Source organism: Sphingomonas psychrotolerans, assembly GCF_002796605.1.
GTDB classification, from domain to species: domain Bacteria; phylum Pseudomonadota; class Alphaproteobacteria; order Sphingomonadales; family Sphingomonadaceae; genus Sphingomonas; species Sphingomonas psychrotolerans.
Genome location: NZ_CP024923.1, coordinates 1,675,173 through 1,691,689, shown reverse-complemented (window position 1 = coordinate 1,691,689; position 16,517 = coordinate 1,675,173). Strand labels below are relative to the sequence as shown.

Here is a 16,517-nt window from a genome sequence, read left to right as displayed (position 1 = left end):
CGCTTATGGAGAACTGACATGGGCCCGCTTGCCAGAAGAGCGCGCCCGGCGCTGATCGGGCTCTGCCTGTTGCTCGCGGCCTGCGGGCAGGAGGAGCTCTATTCGAAGCTCACCGAGACGCAGGTCAACGAGATGATCGCGGTGCTGCAGAGCGCCGGGATCAGCGCGACCAAGAAAGAGAATGGCGAGGCCGGCTGGACGCTGCAGACCGACAAGGGCGATTTCGGTCGCGCGGTCGAAGTGCTCCACAGCCAAGGCTATCCGCGCGAGGATTTCGCCTCGCTTGGGACGGTGTTCAAGCGCGAGGGGCTGGTCTCCTCGCCCACCGAAGAGAAAGCGCGCCTCGTCTATGGCATGAGCCAGGAGCTGTCGCACACCATCTCCGAGATCGACGGCGTGGTGCAGGCGCGGGTCCATCTGGTGCTGCCCGACAATCAGCCGCTCGCCGAGACCGGGCAGCCGGCGTCGGCATCGGTATTCATCAAATATCGGCCAGGCACCAATATCGAGACGCAGATCGGCAAGGTGAAGGCGCTGATCGTCAATTCGGTGCAGGGCCTCAAATACGAGAATGTCTCGGTCGAGACTTTCCCGGCCCAGCCGCTGCCGACCGTCGCGGCCAAGGGCGGCGAAAAGGTGCTCAACGGCAATCTGGTCGGGATCGCGATCGCGGGATTGCTGCTCCTGATCGTGGCGCTCGGCTATCCCGGCCTGCGGCGGTGGCAGCAGCGGCGTGCCGCGGTCGCGCGGCGGGAGGGTAGTGTATGAAGGCTGCCGAACAGCGCGCGACGCTCGCCGCGATCGGCAACGATCTCGTCGCCGTCGAGGGCGGGCCGGGCCATCGCCGCGCTGCCTTGCTGCTGAAGCATCTGAACGGATGCGAGGATCCAGTCGCTTGTTTCGCCGATCTGCCGAATGCCCCGGGCTGGCTGCGGCTGCCGGCAGCGGCGCAGCGCAAGCTCGCCTTGCGGGTCGCCTTGTTGTGGATGGGGGATGCGCTGGCGGGATCGATCGACGGCGCGTGGCTGGGCGGGCTCGCTGAAGTCGCAGGCGAGGATCTGCTCGACTGGGCGATCGAGACGATCCCCTCGCTGCCGCCCGCACCGGCGCGCCGGCTCGAGGCCGGCGAGCTCGAGATCTACGGCTTCTCGCTGCTGCGCGAGCAACTGCCGATGGCGCTGCGCGGCTATCTGCCGTGGCGTGCCGACCATCTGGCATTGTCGTGCCCGCGCGAGGCGCTTGATGCCTTTGTGGAAGCAGCGGTCGCGGCGGCGCGCGCATGAGTTTCCTCGTGCTCCATGCCGATCGGCTGGCGACGGCGCTCGCAGATGATCCGCTGGTACCGACGGCGGATGTCGGGCGGGTGCAGAACGCGCTCGCCTTGCTCGCTGAAGCCGGCGATCTGGCGCGTGGGGCGGAAGAAGCGCTGCAGGCCGCACGCGAGACCGCGCGGGCAGAGGGCTATGCCGCCGGGCGCGAGGAGGGACTGGCCGCGGCAGAGAGCGAACGCCAGGCTGAGCTCTTCCGCATCGCGCTGCGTGACAGCCAGCTGCAGCGGGAGCGCCAGAAGGACATTGCGCGACTGGCGCTGGAGGTAGTGCGGCGCATCGCCGGCGAGCTCGATAGCGGCACGATGGTGGCGGGACTGGCCGAACGTGCCGCGGCGCAGCTCGCGCCGGACAGCGTGGCGGTGGTCCGCGTGGCGCCCGCCGCGATCGAGGCCGTTCGTGCACGGCTCGACGGCCGAACCGGCTTGAGCGTAGAGGCCGACCCGTTGCTCGAAGGGCAGGATTGCGTGATCGAGACTGCGCTCGGGCGCACCCATGCCGGATTGGAGACCCAACTCGCGCAGATCGAACGGATGTGGGGCGAGACGCTCCATGGCTGAGGGACCCGCCGGCACCGTCGACCAGTTGCTCGCCGGGCTCCAGCGCAGCCCGACGGTCGAGCGCCGCGGGCGACTGGTCGAAATACTCGGTACCACGCTCAAGGTCACCGGAATTGCGCCGCGCATCGGCGATGCGTGCGAAGTGATCGAGCCTTCGACCGGACGAATAGTCCCCGTCGAGGTCGTCGGGATCGCCGGGCAGGCGACAATCCTCACTCCGCTCGCCGATGTCCGCGGGCTCTCGGTTGACGCCGAGGTGATCGTTCGCAGCGGCGAGGAATCGGTGCCGTGGGGCGACGGGCTGCTCGGCCGGGTGCTCGACGGGCGCGGGCGGCCGATCGACGGCAAAGGTGAGCTTCCGGTCGATCTCAAGCGGCGGCCGCTCCACGCGCCCGCGCCGCAGCCGATGGAGCGCGCGCTGATCGATGCGCCGCTGCCGACCGGGGTCCGGGCGATCGATACGCTCCTGACCTTGGGGCGAGGCCAGCGCCTCGGCGTGTTTGCCGCGGCGGGCGGCGGCAAATCGACCTTGCTCGGCATGCTCGCGCGCTTCGCGCAGGCGGATGTCATCGTCATCGCGCTGATCGGCGAGCGTGGCCGCGAAGTGCGCGAATTCATCGAGGATTCGCTCGGCGAAGCGGGGCTGGCGCGCGCGGTCATCGTCTGCGCGACTTCCGATCGCGCGGCGATGGAGCGTGTGCGCGCGGCGCATCATGCCACTGCGATCGCCGAAGGCTTCCGCAGCGAAGGGCTCAACGTGCTGCTGCTGATGGACTCGGTGACGCGCTTCGCCCGTGCGCTGCGCGAGATCGGGCTGGCTGCCGGTGAGCCACCGGTGCGCCGCGGCTTCCCGCCCTCGGTCTTCGCCGAGCTGCCGCGGCTGTTCGAGCGCGCCGGCAACGACGCGATCGGTTCTATCACCGGCATCTACACCGTGCTGCTCGAGGATGAGGAAGGCGACGACCCTATCGGCGAGGAAGTTCGCTCGATCCTCGACGGCCATGTCATCCTGTCGCGCAAGCTGGGTGCGGCGGGTCATTATCCCGCGATCGACGTACTCGCGAGCCTCAGCCGGTTGTTCCCGCGGCTCGCCGAGCCGGCGCACCGCGACGCGGCGACAAGAGTGCGCGCGCTGCTCGCCAAACATGCCGAGATCGAGTTCCTCGTCCAGGTCGGCGAATATCGCACGGGGGCCGATCCGCTCGCCGATCGCGCGATTGCCGCCAAATCCGAGATAGATTCGCTGCTACGGCAGGATGCGAACCGGCCCGAGGACTTCCAGACTTCGCTGATGCTGCTGCGCGGAGTGGCTGGCTGATGCGCGCTAGCGATCAGCGGCGCCAGGCGCAGGCTTTGGTCCGGCTGCGCGCGGTGCGGATGCAGAGCGCGGCGGCCGCGCTGGCCGAGGCACGCGCCGCGACCGCTGCGGCCGAACGCGAGCGGGCCGAAGCCGATGCCGCTGCCGACACGGCGGATGCGGCGATGAAAGCGGCGCACGCCGATCTGGCGACCGACCCGGCCGAGGCGGAGCGCCTGCTCGCGGTTGTCGATCGGAGCCAGTTCCGACGCTCGGTGGCGCGTACCGCACTCAACGATGCGCGGGAGGCAGAACAATTGTGCGGCGATGCGGAGGCCGAACGGCGCAAGGCGATGATCCTCGCCCGCGCCCGCCACGACCGGCTGGCCGAGCATGCCGGACAGGCGGTGCGGCGCTGGGAGCGCCGGCAGGAGGAGCGCACCGCGCTCGACAATATGGAAGCACGGAGGCGACCATGACTCGCATCAACTCCCCCAATGCACAGCCCGCACGCGCGCCATCGCGGGACCCGGCGCCGGGCCGCGCTCAGCCCGCGCCGGCGGACATCCGCGCGATGAACGAGGCCTTTGCCAAGGCGCGGCTGCCCGGCAAGGAGCAGCAGGGCGTCTCGATCCAGCAAAAGGGTTTGAAGGGACTGGTGCAGCCCGACCGCCGCGGCGAGGTGCCGGTCGAGCAGCGCGAGGCTTTCCGCGATTCGCGGGGCACTATTTTGCGCCAGGAGCGCGAGGCACGCGAGCGACAGGACGGGCTGTTCGGCTTTGCCGGTCATGCGCAGCCCCAACCGACTGCGATGCCGGCGATGCCCGCCGCGCATGTCGATCCGGGAGCATTCGCACAGATGCTCGCCGATCTGTGGACGCGCGAGAACGGAAAGGGAACGAAGGAAGTAACCGTCAGCTTCGGCGATCGTGCCTGGCCTGCCACTGGCGCGCGGCTGGTGCGCAATGCGGCCGGCACGCTCGACGTGGCGCTGCTGCTCGGCGATCGGCCGCCGCCTTATGACGGTGTGCTGGGGGAGTTGGAGAAGCAGCTGCAAGGCGCGGGGATCGCGCTGGGCAGCCTCTCGACCGAGCCCGCATCGGGTAGCTTCTAGAATCTAACCGGCCTTCGCCATGCCGTAGAGACTTAGTGCGCTGTCACTGCGTTCGCTTTGATTAGCGCGAGCACTGACGGGGGCACTGCTGGCGCGCCTGCAGCGCGTGCGGCAGCGGGAGGCCAGTTGCCGCTCGCCGCAGCAGCACGCACTTCGCGGGACGAGAGTACGGGCTGCGGCCAGCCCAGCTTCTTCAGACGCTCGGCGAGCCGGCGTTGCGCTTCGGCTTCCTCTGCCGACTCCGTCAGCATCTTTGTGGTCGCGGCGGTGCCGAGATTGGCGCCGCCGCTGTCGATCGCCCAGGCATCGGCGCCCCGCTCGAGCAGCAGTTCGGCGATGCGGAAATGCTCCATGTCGAGTGCGGTGTGGAGCGGGCGGTTGCCCGTCGCCTCCATCACATTCGGATCGGCGCGGAAATCGAGCAGCATGCGCACCGCACCAAGCGAATTGAGCGTGATCGCGGTGCGTAAAGGGCCGCTCGGATTGCCGGCTGGATTGGGATTGGCGCCCGCAGTGAGCAGGCGATGTGCAAAGGCCGGGTCTTTCGCCCGCAGCGCGAGTCGGAGCGGCAGCCCTTTGTCTTCCACTCCGTCGAGTGGGGCACCGCCACGGATGACGAGATCGACGGCATCGGCGCGGCACGTCGAGAGCGCGACCGACAGCATGTCGTAATGTGCGCCGATACGGCGACGTGCGAGCCCCGGATCACCGTGGAGGACCTGGCCGGCGCGCTCGAGATTGCCGTCGAACAGCGCCTCGGCGAAATCGCGCGCGGCGGCGCCGAGCCGCTGATCGGTCAGTGTGTCGCGGCGGGTAGGCAATTCGGTGCCCGGCGCGAAGCAGTCGGCACGCGCGTCGCTTTCGCAGCCCATGGTCATGAGCGCGAGCGCGGGGCTGAACGGGAGGAATCTGCGCACACGCCGCACCCTCTGCCTATTGCAAGCGGTGCGTCAACTGCTCAGCGGCCGGCTTGTGCCGCGGTGCCGGCGAGCACCCAGTCCATGCTGTGGCGGTCAACTGGATTGATCGAATCCCACCAATGCGCGCCTTCGGGGCGGACGTTGGGGAGATTGTGCTGCGCGCCATAGGCTTCGGGCAAGTCGGTCACGGCCGCGCCGACGATTGCCCCGCCGCCGCTGATCAGTCCGCCCAGTCCGGCGCCGATCGCGCGATCACCGCCTTCCTGCAGCGTGGTCAGAATCTCGCCGGGGACGCGGTAATTGTTGATCGACGATGCGCCGCGGTCGTTAGCTTGCGCGATTGCCTGTGCTTTCTCGATCGTGTTCTGGTGGAGGCCCGCCGCGTTGAAGGTGTCGGCCGGGCGGCCCGAGGCGATCGCCGCTTCGGCTGCGAGCCCGCCACCGAGCGAATGGCCGACCAAGGTCACGTCGGCATCGGTGCGCGCGAGCTTCTTCCCGATTTCGAGCGCATTGGCATAGTGCGTCGAGTCGAAGCCGAGGCCCTGCTGGGCGTTGCTCTTCCAGTCGCCGCCGGACTGGCTGCCGCGGAAGACCACGGTATAGCGCTCCTGACCCGCTTCGCCGCTGACATAGACACGGGCGCGGAAGCTGCTTTCGCCAGGTTGCTCGAGCATGTCGGGGGTGAGGCCGAGGCGGGCGAGATCGGCATCACTGGCGGCGCGATAGCCCGCGGGCGGGCTCGGCACGTCGTTATAGACGTCCTTGGCGAGCAACGCGTTGGTGTGAACCTGCTGGAGGTCGGGCGCATCATTGGCGGCGAGGCGTGCCTGCGGCGCCGCGGCCGGGGCGGTGACGGGGGAAAGCGTAGCGAACCGCGCCGGTTGCAGGCCTTGCGCTTCGGGGGAAAACGGGACGACGACCGCATCGCGGTCGTTGCGATCGTTCGCGGCGCGCTGCAGGGGCGAGTCGGCGCCATCGGCTCGGGGGGAGCTGGAGGCCGATGGCGCCGATTGCAGTGCCGGCGTGACTCGCGACGGCTGCCAATCCGGACGATAGGCGTCGGCGCCCTTGGACGATGCGGGGGACGGGGTCGACGGGGTGGTCGACGCCGTGGAAGCTGGGGCTGCCCTGTTTACCTGCATCACGCCATCCTTCGATCGGACGCCTTCCAGATGCAGCGGCTGCGCGCTGCGCGCCATAATCGATCCGATTATCGCGGTGCGCGCGTGAGCGGCGCATAGTCCCGTGAAAGAATGGGAGAGTCGGCATGATCGAGGCCGCAGCTGCAGGCGTCGCAACCCGTTTCAATCTGGACTCGCTGCTCGCGGGTACCTCGGTGGCGATCCCGGCGTTTCGTATCCCGATCGACGGCGGCGGCGCGGCGGGAAAGGCGGCAGAGGTCCGCTTCGATGCTGCCGATCTGTACGGCGCCAAGGGTCCGCAGGCAGCGGACATTCGGCAGGATGCGCTGGGCGACTGCTATTTCGTCGCGACCTTGGGTGCGCTCGCGCAGCAGCAGCCAGACGCCGTCCGCAACATGATCAGCTTTGATGCGAGCACGGGCAATTTCACCGTCCGGCTCCATGACGGCAACGGCAATCCCCAGTCGGTGCAGGTGACCCAGGCCGAACTCGAGGACAATCTTGCGCGGCAGGGCGGTTCGACTGCGGACAATAATGGTCTGGACGGGCCGATCTGGCCTGCGGTCGCCGAGACCGCTTATGCCAAGATCCACGACAGCAATCCCGCGGACGGGCTGACCGAAGGCTATAACGCGATCGCCAATGGCGGCTGGCCGCAGGACGCGATGCAGGCGATCACCGGCGATCGCGGCGACGAGATCCGTTACTCGGAGGGTTTTTTCGAAAGCGAGAATTCGGCGCTCGACCGGATGGCGGGACAAGTCGACGCGGCGCTGTCCAATGGCCGCCCGGTGACGCTCTGGACCGTGCCCGAGGACCGCAGTTTCTGGGATACGATCCGCGGCAACGAAGGGACGCAAGACGGCCTTGTCGACAACCATGTCTATGTTGTCGAGGGCGTCCACAAGAATGCCGACGGCGAATGGATGGCGACGGTGCGCAATCCGTGGGGCACCAACATGAACGTCGGCGAAGGGCACGATACCGAATCCGCGACGATGGAAGTGCCACTGCGCACGCTTGCCGATACCGGCGGTGCCGAGGCGTTCACGGTCGGTCCGGCACCGCGCTGACGCTCGTGCGTTCAAGGTTGAGCTGCTCGCCAAAAGCGGGCAAGTTCGGCACGAAGGACATCCCTTGCTGAAAGCGGCGCTTTTGAGTCTGTTAGCCTTTCTCGGCCTCGTCCGTGGGTTCGATCTCGCATCGCTGCCTGCGCCTGCCGGAGCGCAGGCGGGAGGCGGCGTGGCCGAGCGGCAGGCGCTGCATGCCTTGGCGAGCGACGTTTCCAAGGGCGGCGTGACGATCACCGACGAACGCCTGTTTACCGTGAACAAGGCCGTTCCCTGGGTCGCGATCGCCAAGCGCATCGACAATCTGGCCCGTCAGCGCGGCGCTATTTCGGTGGCGCTGCCTGGCGCCGATCCCGGCAAGAAACTGGCGCAGGCATGGCGTGCTCGCGACGGCAGAGGCGTGCTCGTCGCGATGGTGCCGTCGCCGACCGGCGGCACGGTGGGCTATTTCGCGGTTACCTTCACCCAACGCTGATCGCGATCAACGCGCGCGGTTCTTCCGCAAGATCGCGACGATGATCGTCAGGAACGCGACCAGCCGAACCAGATAGACCCAACTGCGCTGCTCGTCGGGTATCCCGCCGAGCGCGAGTATCGCCTGAGCCACGCCCAGCATCAGGAAGGTTGCCGCGAAGGCGAGGAAAAGCTCGTCGCGCGTGTCTCGCCAGAAGCGCAGGAAGAACAACGCCGCGGTTGCGAAGCCGAGCGTGACTGCGCCGGACAGGAAGGCGAGCAGCGTCATGCCTCGTCCATGTCCCAGATGAAGCCGAAGAGCAGCACCACCACCGCGCCGAGCGAAAGCAACAAGCGGACCAGCCCAAAATCCAAGTCGCGAATCAGCAGCAGATCGACGATGACAAAAAGGTTATTCGCGGCGAGCAGGCCGAAACACAGCGCGCTCCACAACAGCAGCCGCATCCCGCTGCGCCGCCAGGAGCGGCCGAGGAGCACCGCACAGGCGGCGCTGGTGGCGAAACACAGCAGATAGACGATCGCGGGGAACCATGAGGTCATCTCAGTCCCTCCACAGCTTGAAGGCGTCGGCGAAGCTGCTGAGCCCCGGGTTGGCGGGCGCGACGATCATCCGGCGCACGGCGTCGGGTCGGCTGGCATAGAGCGCCTCGGCTGCGCTCGCCAGCTTGTCCACGGCTTCCGAGGTCGGTTGGTAGCGGACCAGCTCGCCGGACTCGATGACGACGAGCCCTGCCGCGAGTAGCGTTTCGACACTCTGCGACACCACCAGTTCGCTGCCCCGCAGCGCAACCACCAGATCGCGTTGCGGCCAAGCCTGATCGCGGTGCTTCTTGACGAAGCAGAGTAACTCGAGCGCCCAGACCGAGCGAAAGGTCGAGCGAATAAAGCTGGAGAGCTCTTGTCTGGCCGGCATCCCGGCCGTCGTCTCCCATCTCCATGTTTCCCCCGAGTTTCGCGGCTCTTCCTAGCTTCCGGAAAAAATGCCGCAACCCATGCCAAACACGTGTACGCGTTCACTTTTCCTACAGCACTGCTGTTGCTATGCAGGTGTCGGCCGGGGGGCCGTGCAGCATTTCTCGACGGGGGTGGGGGATTCTTGCCAGGAGTGCCAGGTGACTGCCGAACCTACCAGCGACACGCTCGATCGCCGTCAACTCGTCGCCGCGCTTCGCAGCTTCCGCCGTGGCGACTTCAGCGTCCGCCTGCCCGATGATCTGCCTGGTACCGATGGCGAAATAGCGTCGCTGTTCAACGAAGTCGTCGCCATGGAAGAGGCGATGACCGCGGAATATGAGCGACTGTCGCGTGTCGTCGGTAAGGAAGGCAAGATCACCCAGCGCGGCCATGTCCGCGGCGCCACGGGCGGCTGGGAAGCCAAGCTTCGTTCGGTCAACGAACTCATCGAGGACATGGTCCAGCCGACTGCCGAAGTCGCCCGCGTCATCGGCGCGGTGGCGAAGGGCGATCTGTCGCAGTCGATGACAGTCGAGATCGACGGCCGCCCATTGCGCGGCGAGTTCTTGCGCATCGGCAAGGTGGTGAACACCATGGTCGAGCAGCTCGCATCGTTCGCGTCCGAAGTGACGCGCGTGGCGCGCGAAGTGGGCACCGAGGGCAAGCTCGGCGGGCAAGCCAAGGTGAAGGGCGTCGCCGGGACGTGGAAGGACCTCACCGACAACGTCAACGCGATGGCGACCAATCTGACGGGTCAGGTGCGCAACATCGCCGAAGTGACCACCGCGGTGGCATCGGGCGATTTGTCCAAGAAGATCACCGTCGAAGTGAAGGGCGAGATTCTCGAGCTTAAGAACACTATCAACACGATGGTCGATCAGCTCAATTCGTTTGCATCGGAAGTGACGCGCGTGGCGCGCGAAGTGGGCACCGAGGGCAAATTGGGCGGGCAGGCGCGCGTGGAAGGTGTCGCCGGCACGTGGAAGGATCTGACCGACAACGTCAATCTGATGGCCGACAATCTGACCGGCCAGGTCCGCAACATCGCCGAAGTGACCACCGCGGTGGCGTCGGGCGATTTGTCCAAGAAGATCACCGTCGACGTGAAAGGGGAAATTCTCGAGCTGAAGAACACCATCAACGTGATGGTCGATCAGCTCAACGGCTTCGCGTCGGAAGTGACGCGCGTGGCACGCGAAGTGGGCACCGAGGGCAAATTGGGCGGCCAGGCGCAGGTGCCGGGGGTCGCGGGCACGTGGAAGGATCTGACCGACAACGTCAATCTGATGGCCGACAACCTCACCGGCCAGGTCCGCAACATCGCCGAGGTGACCACCGCGGTGGCGTCGGGTGATCTTTCCAAGAAGATCACCGTCGACGTGAAGGGCGAGATTTTGGAGCTGAAGAACACGATCAACGTGATGGTGGACCAGCTCAACGGCTTCGCCTCCGAAGTGACGCGCGTGGCCCGCGAAGTCGGCACCGAAGGCAAATTGGGCGGACAGGCACAGGTGCCCGGCGTTGGCGGTACGTGGAAGGATCTGACCGACAACGTCAACCTGATGGCAGCGAACCTCACCGGCCAGGTCCGCAACATCGCCGACGTGACCACCGCGGTGGCGAAGGGCGATCTTTCGAGGAAGATCACCGTCGAAGTGCGCGGCGAGATTCTGGAGCTGAAGAACACCATCAACGTGATGGTCGACCAGCTCAACGGGTTCGCATCGGAAGTGACCCGGGTGGCGCGCGAAGTGGGCTCGGAGGGCAAGCTCGGCGGACAGGCGCAGGTCGAAGGCGTCGCAGGCACGTGGAAGGATCTGACCGACAACGTCAACCTGATGGCCGGCAATCTGACCGGGCAGGTGCGCAACATCGCCGAGGTGACTACCGCAGTGGCGAAGGGCGATCTTTCGAAGAAGATCACCGTCGACGTGAAGGGCGAAATTCTGGAGTTGAAGAACACCATCAACACGATGGTGGACCAGCTCAATTCGTTCGCATCGGAAGTGACCCGGGTGGCGCGCGAAGTGGGTTCGGAAGGCAAGCTGGGCGGACAGGCGAAGGTCGAGGGCGTCGGCGGCACGTGGAAGGATCTGACCGACAACGTCAACGATCTCGCTGCGAACCTCACCGGCCAGGTGCGCAACATCGCCGAAGTGACCACCGCCGTGGCGCTGGGCGATCTTTCGAAGAAGATCACCGTTGACGTGAAGGGTGAGATCCTCGAGCTCAAGAACACGATCAACACGATGGTGGACCAGCTCAACGGCTTCGCCTCGGAAGTGACCCGCGTGGCGCGCGAAGTGGGCACCGAGGGCAAGCTCGGCGGGCAGGCGCAGGTGCGCGGAGTCGCTGGCACCTGGGCCGATCTCACCGACAATGTGAATTTGATGGCGGCGAACCTCACCGGTCAGGTGCGCAACATTGCCGACGTGACGACCGCGGTGGCGAAGGGCGATCTCTCCAAGAAGATCACCGTCGACGTGAAGGGCGAGATTCTAGAGCTCAAGGACACCATCAATACGATGGTCGACCAGCTCAACGGCTTCGCCTCCGAAGTGACCCGGGTGGCGCGCGAGGTCGGCACCGAAGGCAAATTGGGCGGGCAGGCGCAGGTGCCGGGCGTTGGCGGTACGTGGAAGGATCTGACCGACAACGTCAATCTGATGGCGACCAACCTGACCAACCAGGTGCGCGGCATCGCCGACGTCGTCACCGCGGTGGCGCAGGGCAACCTCAAGCGCAAGCTGACGGTGGACGCCAAGGGCGAGATCGCCGCGCTGGCCGAGACGATCAACTTCATGATCGAAACGCTCGCCACCTTCGCCGATCAGGTCACCAACATGGCCCGCGAAGTCGGCATCGAAGGAAAGCTCGGCGGGCAGGCGCGCGTGCCCGGTGCCGCCGGCCTGTGGCGCGATCTAACCGATAACGTCAACCAGCTCGCCGCCAATCTCACCAACCAGGTTCGCTCGATCGCCGATGTGGCGACTGCGGTGACCAAGGGCGATCTTACCCGCTCTATCGCAGTGGAAGCCTCGGGCGAGATGGCCGCGCTCAAGGACAACATCAACGAGATGATCCGCAACCTCAAGGACCAGACCTTGAAGAATGCGGAGCAGGACTGGCTCAAGACCAACCTCGCGCGGTTCAGCCGGATGCTGCAGGGCGAGCGCGATCTCACCACCGTCTCGAACCTGATCATGTCCGAGCTCGCGCCGCTGGTGAACGCGCAATATGGTGTGTTCTATGTCACCACCCGCGAGGGCGACGACACCGTGCTCGAACTGGCGGCGAGCTACGGCGCCGAGAGCAAGGACACGCTCAAGGCCAAGTTCGCGTTGCGCGAGGGGCTGGTCGGGCAGGCCGCGGCGGACAAGCGCGCGATCGTGCTGGAGAATGTTCCCGGCGATTTCCTGCGGATCGGTTCTGGGCTCGGCCATTCGGCGCCGGCCAATGTCGCGATCCTGCCGGCTTTGTTCGAGGACGACGTGAAAGCCGTGATCGAGCTCGCTTCGTTCGGCGAGTTCAACGAGACTCACCAGAGCTTCCTTGACCAGCTGATGGAATCGGTCGGCATCGTGCTCAACACGATCGCCGCGACGATGCGCACCGAGGGGCTGCTCAAGCAGTCGCAGCTCCTGACGCAGGAATTGCAGGCGCGTCAGACCGAGCTGACCACCAAGCAGGAAGAGCTGCACAATACCAACGAGGAGCTGCAGGAGAAAGCGCAGCTGCTCGAGAACGAGAAGAAGCAGGTCGAGGCCAAGAATCTCGAGATCGAGATGGCCCGCCGCGCGCTGGAGGAGAAGGCCGAGCAGCTGGCGCTGACCTCCAAGTACAAGTCTGAGTTCCTCGCCAACATGAGCCATGAGCTGCGCACGCCGCTCAACTCGCTGCTGATCTTGTCGAAGCTGTTGTCGGACAATCCGCAGGGTAACCTGAACGATAAGCAGGTGGAGTTTGCGCGGACGATCAACGGGGCGGGATCCGATCTGCTCAACCTGATCAACGACATTCTCGATCTGTCCAAGATCGAGTCGGGTACCGTTTCGATCGAAATCGGCGAGATGCCCATGGCGGGGCTCAAGCAGCATATGGAGCGCACTTTCCGCCAACTCGCGGCGGACAAAAGCCTCGATTTCATCGTCGAGTTCGATCCCGGCCTTCCGGCGGCGATCCGCACCGACGAGAAAAGGCTTCAGCAGGTCGTGCTCAACCTGCTCTCGAATGCGTTCAAGTTCACTGCGAAGGGCAGCGTCACGCTCGCGCTGCGTGCCGCGACCAAGGGGTGGAGCACCAATCACCCGGTGCTGCGTGGCGTCGATACCGCGATCGAGATCGCCGTTACCGATACCGGCATCGGTATCCCGCAGGACAAGCAGAAGCTGATCTTCGAGGCGTTCCAGCAGGCCGACGGCACCACCAGCCGCAAGTACGGCGGCACTGGTCTCGGCCTGTCGATCAGCCGCGAGATTGCGCGCCTGCTCGGCGGTGAACTGCAAGTCCGTTCGAAGCCGGGCGAGGGCTCGACCTTCACCTTGTTCGTGCCGCTCCAGGCGATCGCGCCTGCGCAGATCGCGCAGACCGGCACGCCCGCGCGTTATGACAATAGCGGCGCCACAGTGCCCAGCGCCTTGCCGGGTCCGTTCGATCTCAGCGACGACCGCGACAATCTCGCCGGCGATCCATTCGTGCTGATCGTCGAGGACGATCCCACCTTCGCCTCGATCCTGCTCGACATCGCGCGCGGCGCCGGGCTCAAGGGCGTCGTTTCCGGCGCGGGGGCCGGGACGCTGGCGATGGTGCGAAAGCTCCAGCCGCATGCGATCACGCTCGATCTTGGTCTGTCCGATATCGACGGCTTCGTCCTGCTCGACTTGCTGAAGCACGATCCGCAGACCCGGCACGTGCCGATCCACGTGATTTCGGGGGCTGACAAGGTCGGCAAGGCGATCGACCTTGGTGCGTTCGGGGTCACCGAGAAGCCTGCCGATCGCAATGCGTTGGTGGCGGTGTTCGAGGATCTGGCCGAGCGTGTGTCGGCCCTGCCCAAGGTCGTGGCACTGGTCCCCGAGCAGACCGACCAGGTGATCCAGGCGGCGCGCGCAGTGCCCGAACTTTCGGATACCAAGATCCTCATCGTCGACGACGACATCCGCAACATCTACTCGCTGACCAGCGTGCTCGAGAGCTACGGCGTCGAAGTGCTCCACGCCGAGGGAGGCAGGGACGGGATCGTGATCTTGGAGCAGACGCCGGGGATCGACATCGCGCTGATCGACATCATGATGCCCGAGATGGACGGCTATGAGACGATGCAGCAAATCCGCAAGCGCCCCGAGCTTGCGGATTTGCCGCTGATCGCAGTGACCGCCAAGGCAATGAAAGGCGATCGGCAGAAGTGCCTCGACGCCGGCGCCTCCGACTATATCGCCAAGCCTGTGGACATCGACTTGCTGCTCGCTTTGCTGCGGGTATGGATAGCCCGGTCGCGCGACGCGGCGGTGAGCGGTGGCTTGATTGTGGCAGAGCGGACCTGAGGTGCGAATGAGCGCGAAGATTCCGCCGACCCGTATCGCAACGATCGCCGAGGCCTCGCTGGTGACGGAACCCGAAGCCGTGGAGGATCGCGCGAAGGTCCTCGTCGTTGATGACGACGAACGCAATCTGCTCGCGATCAAGCATGTGCTCGAGGACGTCGCCGACGTCGTCGTCGCCAATTCGGGCGAAGAGGCGCTGCGCCAGCTCCTCAAGACCGAATTCGCAGTGATCCTGCTCGACGTCTACATGCCCGGCATCGACGGTTACGAGACCGCGCAGATCATCCGCTCGCGCGAACAAACCAAGCGCGTCCCGATCGTCTTCCTTTCGGCGGTCAACAAAGAGAGCCAGCATCTGCTGCGGGGCTATTCGATGGGCGCGGTGGACTATGTGTTCAAGCCGGTAGAGCCGGTGGTCATCCGCTCGAAAGTCGCGGTGTTCGTCGATCTTTTTCTGATGACGCGCGAAATCCAGCGCAAGGCGCGGCAGGAGCAGGCGCTGCTCGATGCCAATCTGCGCGCCAATGCCGAGCGCCTGCGCGTCGAGCAGGAACTGCGCCTCGCCGAGCAGCGCCAGGCGGCGATCATCGAATCGTTGCCGATCATCCTCTATCTTGAGGAGATCGACGCCGATCCGCGCATTCCGAAATTCGTCAGCGGCAATTTCCCGGCGCTGACGGGCTATGCGTTCGAGGACATCCAGCGCTCGCCGAGTCTGTGGGTCGAGCGGCTGCATCCCGAGGACCGCGAGCGCGCGGTTGAGGCGTTGGCTGCCCGCCGCTCCGGCCAGTCGCTGTCGGTCGAATATCGCTGGCAGTGTGCCGACGGCCACTACAAGCATTTCCTCGATCAAGCGGTGTTGCTGTGCGATTCGTTCGGCAATCCGGTCGAGTTCGCCGGGACCCTGCTCGACGTCACCGATCGTAAGGAGCTCGAGAGCCAACTCACCCAGGCACGCAAGATGGACGCGATCGGCCAGCTCACCGGCGGCATCGCGCACGACTTCAACAATCTGCTCGCCGCCGTGTTGGGCGGGTTGGGGATGATCGAGCGTCGCGTGCCGCTGACCGAAGATCAGGCGAAGATCGTCGGCATGACTCGACATGCGGCCGAGCAGGGTGCCGAACTGGTCAAGCATCTGCTGGCCTTCGCGCGCCGCCAGAAGCTCGAGCCGGCCTCGATCCAGATCCCACGTCTGGCGCGGTCGGTGACGAGTCTGCTCGCGCATACGCTGGGCGGTATGGTCGAGCTCAACTGGAATCTCTCGGACAACGTCTCACCGGTCTATGCCGATGCCGCGCAGCTCGAACTCGCAGTGATGAACCTGATCATCAACGCGCGCGATGCGATGCCTGAGGGTGGTGTGGTTACCGTCGTGGCCGAGGATCGCGAGGTTGCCGAGCAAGTAGGACGTACGGGCTTGGCGCCCGGTCACTATGTCGTGATCGGCGTGGGGGATACTGGCTGCGGAATCGCGCCCGAGCTGATCCAGCAAGTCCTCGAACCCTTTTTCACCACCAAGCCGGTGGGCAAGGGCACCGGACTTGGGCTCAGCATGGTCTATGGTTTTGCGCAGCAATCGGGCGGCGAGGTCCGCGTCGAGAGCGAGCTGGGCAAGGGCACCTGTGTCGAAATCTGGCTGCCGCGCGCGCCCGACACCGGCACGGAGGTGGTGCTTGAAATCGTCGATGAATCCGTGGACGCATCCGCCGCTGCGATGAAGATCCTGCTGGTCGATGATCATGACGGCGTCCGCGCGACCACGGCGGCTTTGCTCGAGGATCTGGGACATCGAGTGATCCACTTCACTGAGGGCGCGCATGCGCTCGACCTGTTCAGACAGGATCCCGCGGCATTCGACCTGCTGATCACCGATTATGCCATGCCGCGCATGTCGGGTGCTGAACTGGTGCGACAGGTCCGCGGCGAGCGTGCCGAATTTCCTGCGCTGATCATCACCGGTTACGCCCAGACCGATCTCGACGCAGCCGAAAGCTCCGACGTCCGCTTCCTCACCAAGCCGTTCACGCCCGATCAGCTCAAGGCGGCGCTGCGCGAGCGCCGCTGAGGGCGCGGCGCCGGGGGCTTCCGTAAATCTATAGAGCCACCCCGGCG

15 protein-coding genes are annotated in these 16,517 nt (G+C 65.7%); 10 read left to right on the top strand and 5 right to left on the bottom strand.

All coding sequences use genetic code 11. The features are described from left to right. Nucleotides 1-18: 18 nt before the first annotated feature. The 6 genes from sctJ to CVN68_RS07650 are packed head-to-tail and all read left to right on the top strand — an operon-like array spanning nt 19 to nt 4,299. On the top strand, nt 19-768 hold the full coding sequence (sctJ, locus tag CVN68_RS07675) for a type III secretion system inner membrane ring lipoprotein SctJ (RefSeq protein WP_100281672.1): 750 nt from the start codon (nt 19-21) through the stop codon (nt 766-768). Next, nucleotides 765-1,283 (top strand): hypothetical protein, encoded by a 519-nt coding sequence (locus tag CVN68_RS07670; RefSeq protein WP_100281671.1) that lies wholly within the window; start codon nt 765-767, stop codon nt 1,281-1,283. The genes sctJ and CVN68_RS07670 overlap by 4 nt, the downstream gene beginning before the upstream one ends. Continuing rightward, complete coding sequence (locus CVN68_RS07665) at nt 1,280-1,888, top strand: FliH/SctL family protein (protein WP_100281670.1); 609 nt, start codon at nt 1,280-1,282, stop codon at nt 1,886-1,888. Before CVN68_RS07670 ends, CVN68_RS07665 begins: the two co-directional genes overlap by 4 nt. Beyond that, nucleotides 1,881-3,206, top strand: a complete 1,326-nt coding sequence (locus tag CVN68_RS07660) for a FliI/YscN family ATPase (protein ID WP_100281669.1) — start codon at nt 1,881-1,883, stop codon at nt 3,204-3,206. The genes CVN68_RS07665 and CVN68_RS07660 overlap by 8 nt, the downstream gene beginning before the upstream one ends. Continuing rightward, complete coding sequence (locus CVN68_RS07655; protein WP_100281668.1) at nt 3,206-3,664, top strand: hypothetical protein; 459 nt, start codon at nt 3,206-3,208, stop codon at nt 3,662-3,664. Before CVN68_RS07660 ends, CVN68_RS07655 begins: the two co-directional genes overlap by 1 nt. Next, nucleotides 3,661-4,299, top strand: coding sequence for a hypothetical protein (locus tag CVN68_RS07650; protein WP_100281667.1), 639 nt, complete (start codon nt 3,661-3,663; stop codon nt 4,297-4,299). Before CVN68_RS07655 ends, CVN68_RS07650 begins: the two co-directional genes overlap by 4 nt. Before the next feature lie 32 nt (nt 4,300-4,331). Here CVN68_RS07650 and CVN68_RS07645 read toward each other — a convergent pair whose 3' ends face one another. Then, the gene (locus tag CVN68_RS07645) at nt 4,332-5,216 is read right to left on the bottom strand and encodes an ankyrin repeat domain-containing protein (protein WP_100281666.1); all 885 of its coding nucleotides are present in this window, start codon (nt 5,214-5,216) and stop codon (nt 4,332-4,334) included. Between the two features lie 41 nt (nt 5,217-5,257). Beyond that, nucleotides 5,258-6,418, bottom strand: a complete 1,161-nt coding sequence (locus CVN68_RS07640; protein ID WP_100281665.1) for an alpha/beta hydrolase family protein — start codon at nt 6,416-6,418, stop codon at nt 5,258-5,260. Between the two features lie 68 nt (nt 6,419-6,486). Here CVN68_RS07640 and CVN68_RS07635 point away from each other — a divergent pair, with 68 nt between their 5' ends. Both CVN68_RS07635 and CVN68_RS07630 read left to right on the top strand, forming a co-directional pair. After that, nucleotides 6,487-7,434: a C2 family cysteine protease gene (locus CVN68_RS07635; RefSeq protein ID WP_100281664.1), complete on the top strand. Its 948-nt coding sequence runs from the start codon at nt 6,487-6,489 to the stop codon at nt 7,432-7,434. 64 nt (nt 7,435-7,498) lie between these two features. Beyond that, nucleotides 7,499-7,906: a hypothetical protein gene (locus CVN68_RS07630; protein ID WP_100281663.1), complete on the top strand. Its 408-nt coding sequence runs from the start codon at nt 7,499-7,501 to the stop codon at nt 7,904-7,906. A 6-nt stretch (nt 7,907-7,912) separates the two neighbouring features. Here the strand turns inward: CVN68_RS07630 and CVN68_RS07625 are convergent, their stop codons facing one another. Genes CVN68_RS07625 through CVN68_RS07615 form a run of 3 tightly spaced genes read right to left on the bottom strand, consistent with a single transcriptional unit; the run spans nt 7,913 to nt 8,818 of the window. After that, a complete protein-coding gene (locus CVN68_RS07625; RefSeq protein ID WP_100281662.1) occupies nt 7,913-8,173 on the bottom strand; it encodes a DUF5985 family protein in 261 nt (86 codons plus the stop codon). Then, nucleotides 8,170-8,445, bottom strand: coding sequence for a DUF5985 family protein (locus CVN68_RS07620; protein ID WP_100281661.1), 276 nt, complete (start codon nt 8,443-8,445; stop codon nt 8,170-8,172). Before CVN68_RS07620 ends, CVN68_RS07625 begins: the two co-directional genes overlap by 4 nt. 1 nt (nt 8,446) lies before the next feature. Next, nucleotides 8,447-8,818 (bottom strand): hypothetical protein, encoded by a 372-nt coding sequence (locus CVN68_RS07615; RefSeq protein ID WP_100281660.1) that lies wholly within the window; start codon nt 8,816-8,818, stop codon nt 8,447-8,449. Nucleotides 8,819-9,017: 199 nt separating this feature from the next. Between CVN68_RS07615 and CVN68_RS07610 the strand changes: the two genes are divergently transcribed. Beyond that, complete coding sequence (locus CVN68_RS07610; RefSeq protein ID WP_233503627.1) at nt 9,018-14,402, top strand: HAMP domain-containing protein; 5,385 nt, start codon at nt 9,018-9,020, stop codon at nt 14,400-14,402. A gap of 7 nt (nt 14,403-14,409) precedes the next feature. After that, nucleotides 14,410-16,470, top strand: coding sequence for a response regulator (locus CVN68_RS07605; RefSeq protein WP_100281658.1), 2,061 nt, complete (start codon nt 14,410-14,412; stop codon nt 16,468-16,470). Nucleotides 16,471-16,517: the final 47 nt, after the last annotated feature.

Bases quoted from the DNA above. Each gene is read 5' to 3' on its own strand.
- CVN68_RS07670 (WP_100281671.1), top strand. From the start codon at position 765: ATGAAGGCTGCCGAACAGCGCGCGACGCTCGCCGCGATCGGCAACGAT.
- CVN68_RS07635 (WP_100281664.1), top strand. From the start codon at position 6,487: ATGATCGAGGCCGCAGCTGCAGGCGTCGCAACCCGTTTCAATCTGGAC.
- CVN68_RS07665 (WP_100281670.1), top strand. From the start codon at position 1,280: ATGAGTTTCCTCGTGCTCCATGCCGATCGGCTGGCGACGGCGCTCGCA.
- CVN68_RS07650 (WP_100281667.1), top strand. From the start codon at position 3,661: ATGACTCGCATCAACTCCCCCAATGCACAGCCCGCACGCGCGCCATCG.
- CVN68_RS07620 (WP_100281661.1), bottom strand. From the start codon at position 8,445: ATGACCTCATGGTTCCCCGCGATCGTCTATCTGCTGTGTTTCGCCACC.
- sctJ (WP_100281672.1), top strand. From the start codon at position 19: ATGGGCCCGCTTGCCAGAAGAGCGCGCCCGGCGCTGATCGGGCTCTGC.
- CVN68_RS07615 (WP_100281660.1), bottom strand. From the start codon at position 8,818: ATGCCGGCCAGACAAGAGCTCTCCAGCTTTATTCGCTCGACCTTTCGC.
- CVN68_RS07605 (WP_100281658.1), top strand. From the start codon at position 14,410: ATGAGCGCGAAGATTCCGCCGACCCGTATCGCAACGATCGCCGAGGCC.
- CVN68_RS07660 (WP_100281669.1), top strand. From the start codon at position 1,881: ATGGCTGAGGGACCCGCCGGCACCGTCGACCAGTTGCTCGCCGGGCTC.
- CVN68_RS07655 (WP_100281668.1), top strand. From the start codon at position 3,206: ATGCGCGCTAGCGATCAGCGGCGCCAGGCGCAGGCTTTGGTCCGGCTG.
- CVN68_RS07640 (WP_100281665.1), bottom strand. From the start codon at position 6,418: ATGGCGCGCAGCGCGCAGCCGCTGCATCTGGAAGGCGTCCGATCGAAG.
- CVN68_RS07625 (WP_100281662.1), bottom strand. From the start codon at position 8,173: ATGACGCTGCTCGCCTTCCTGTCCGGCGCAGTCACGCTCGGCTTCGCA.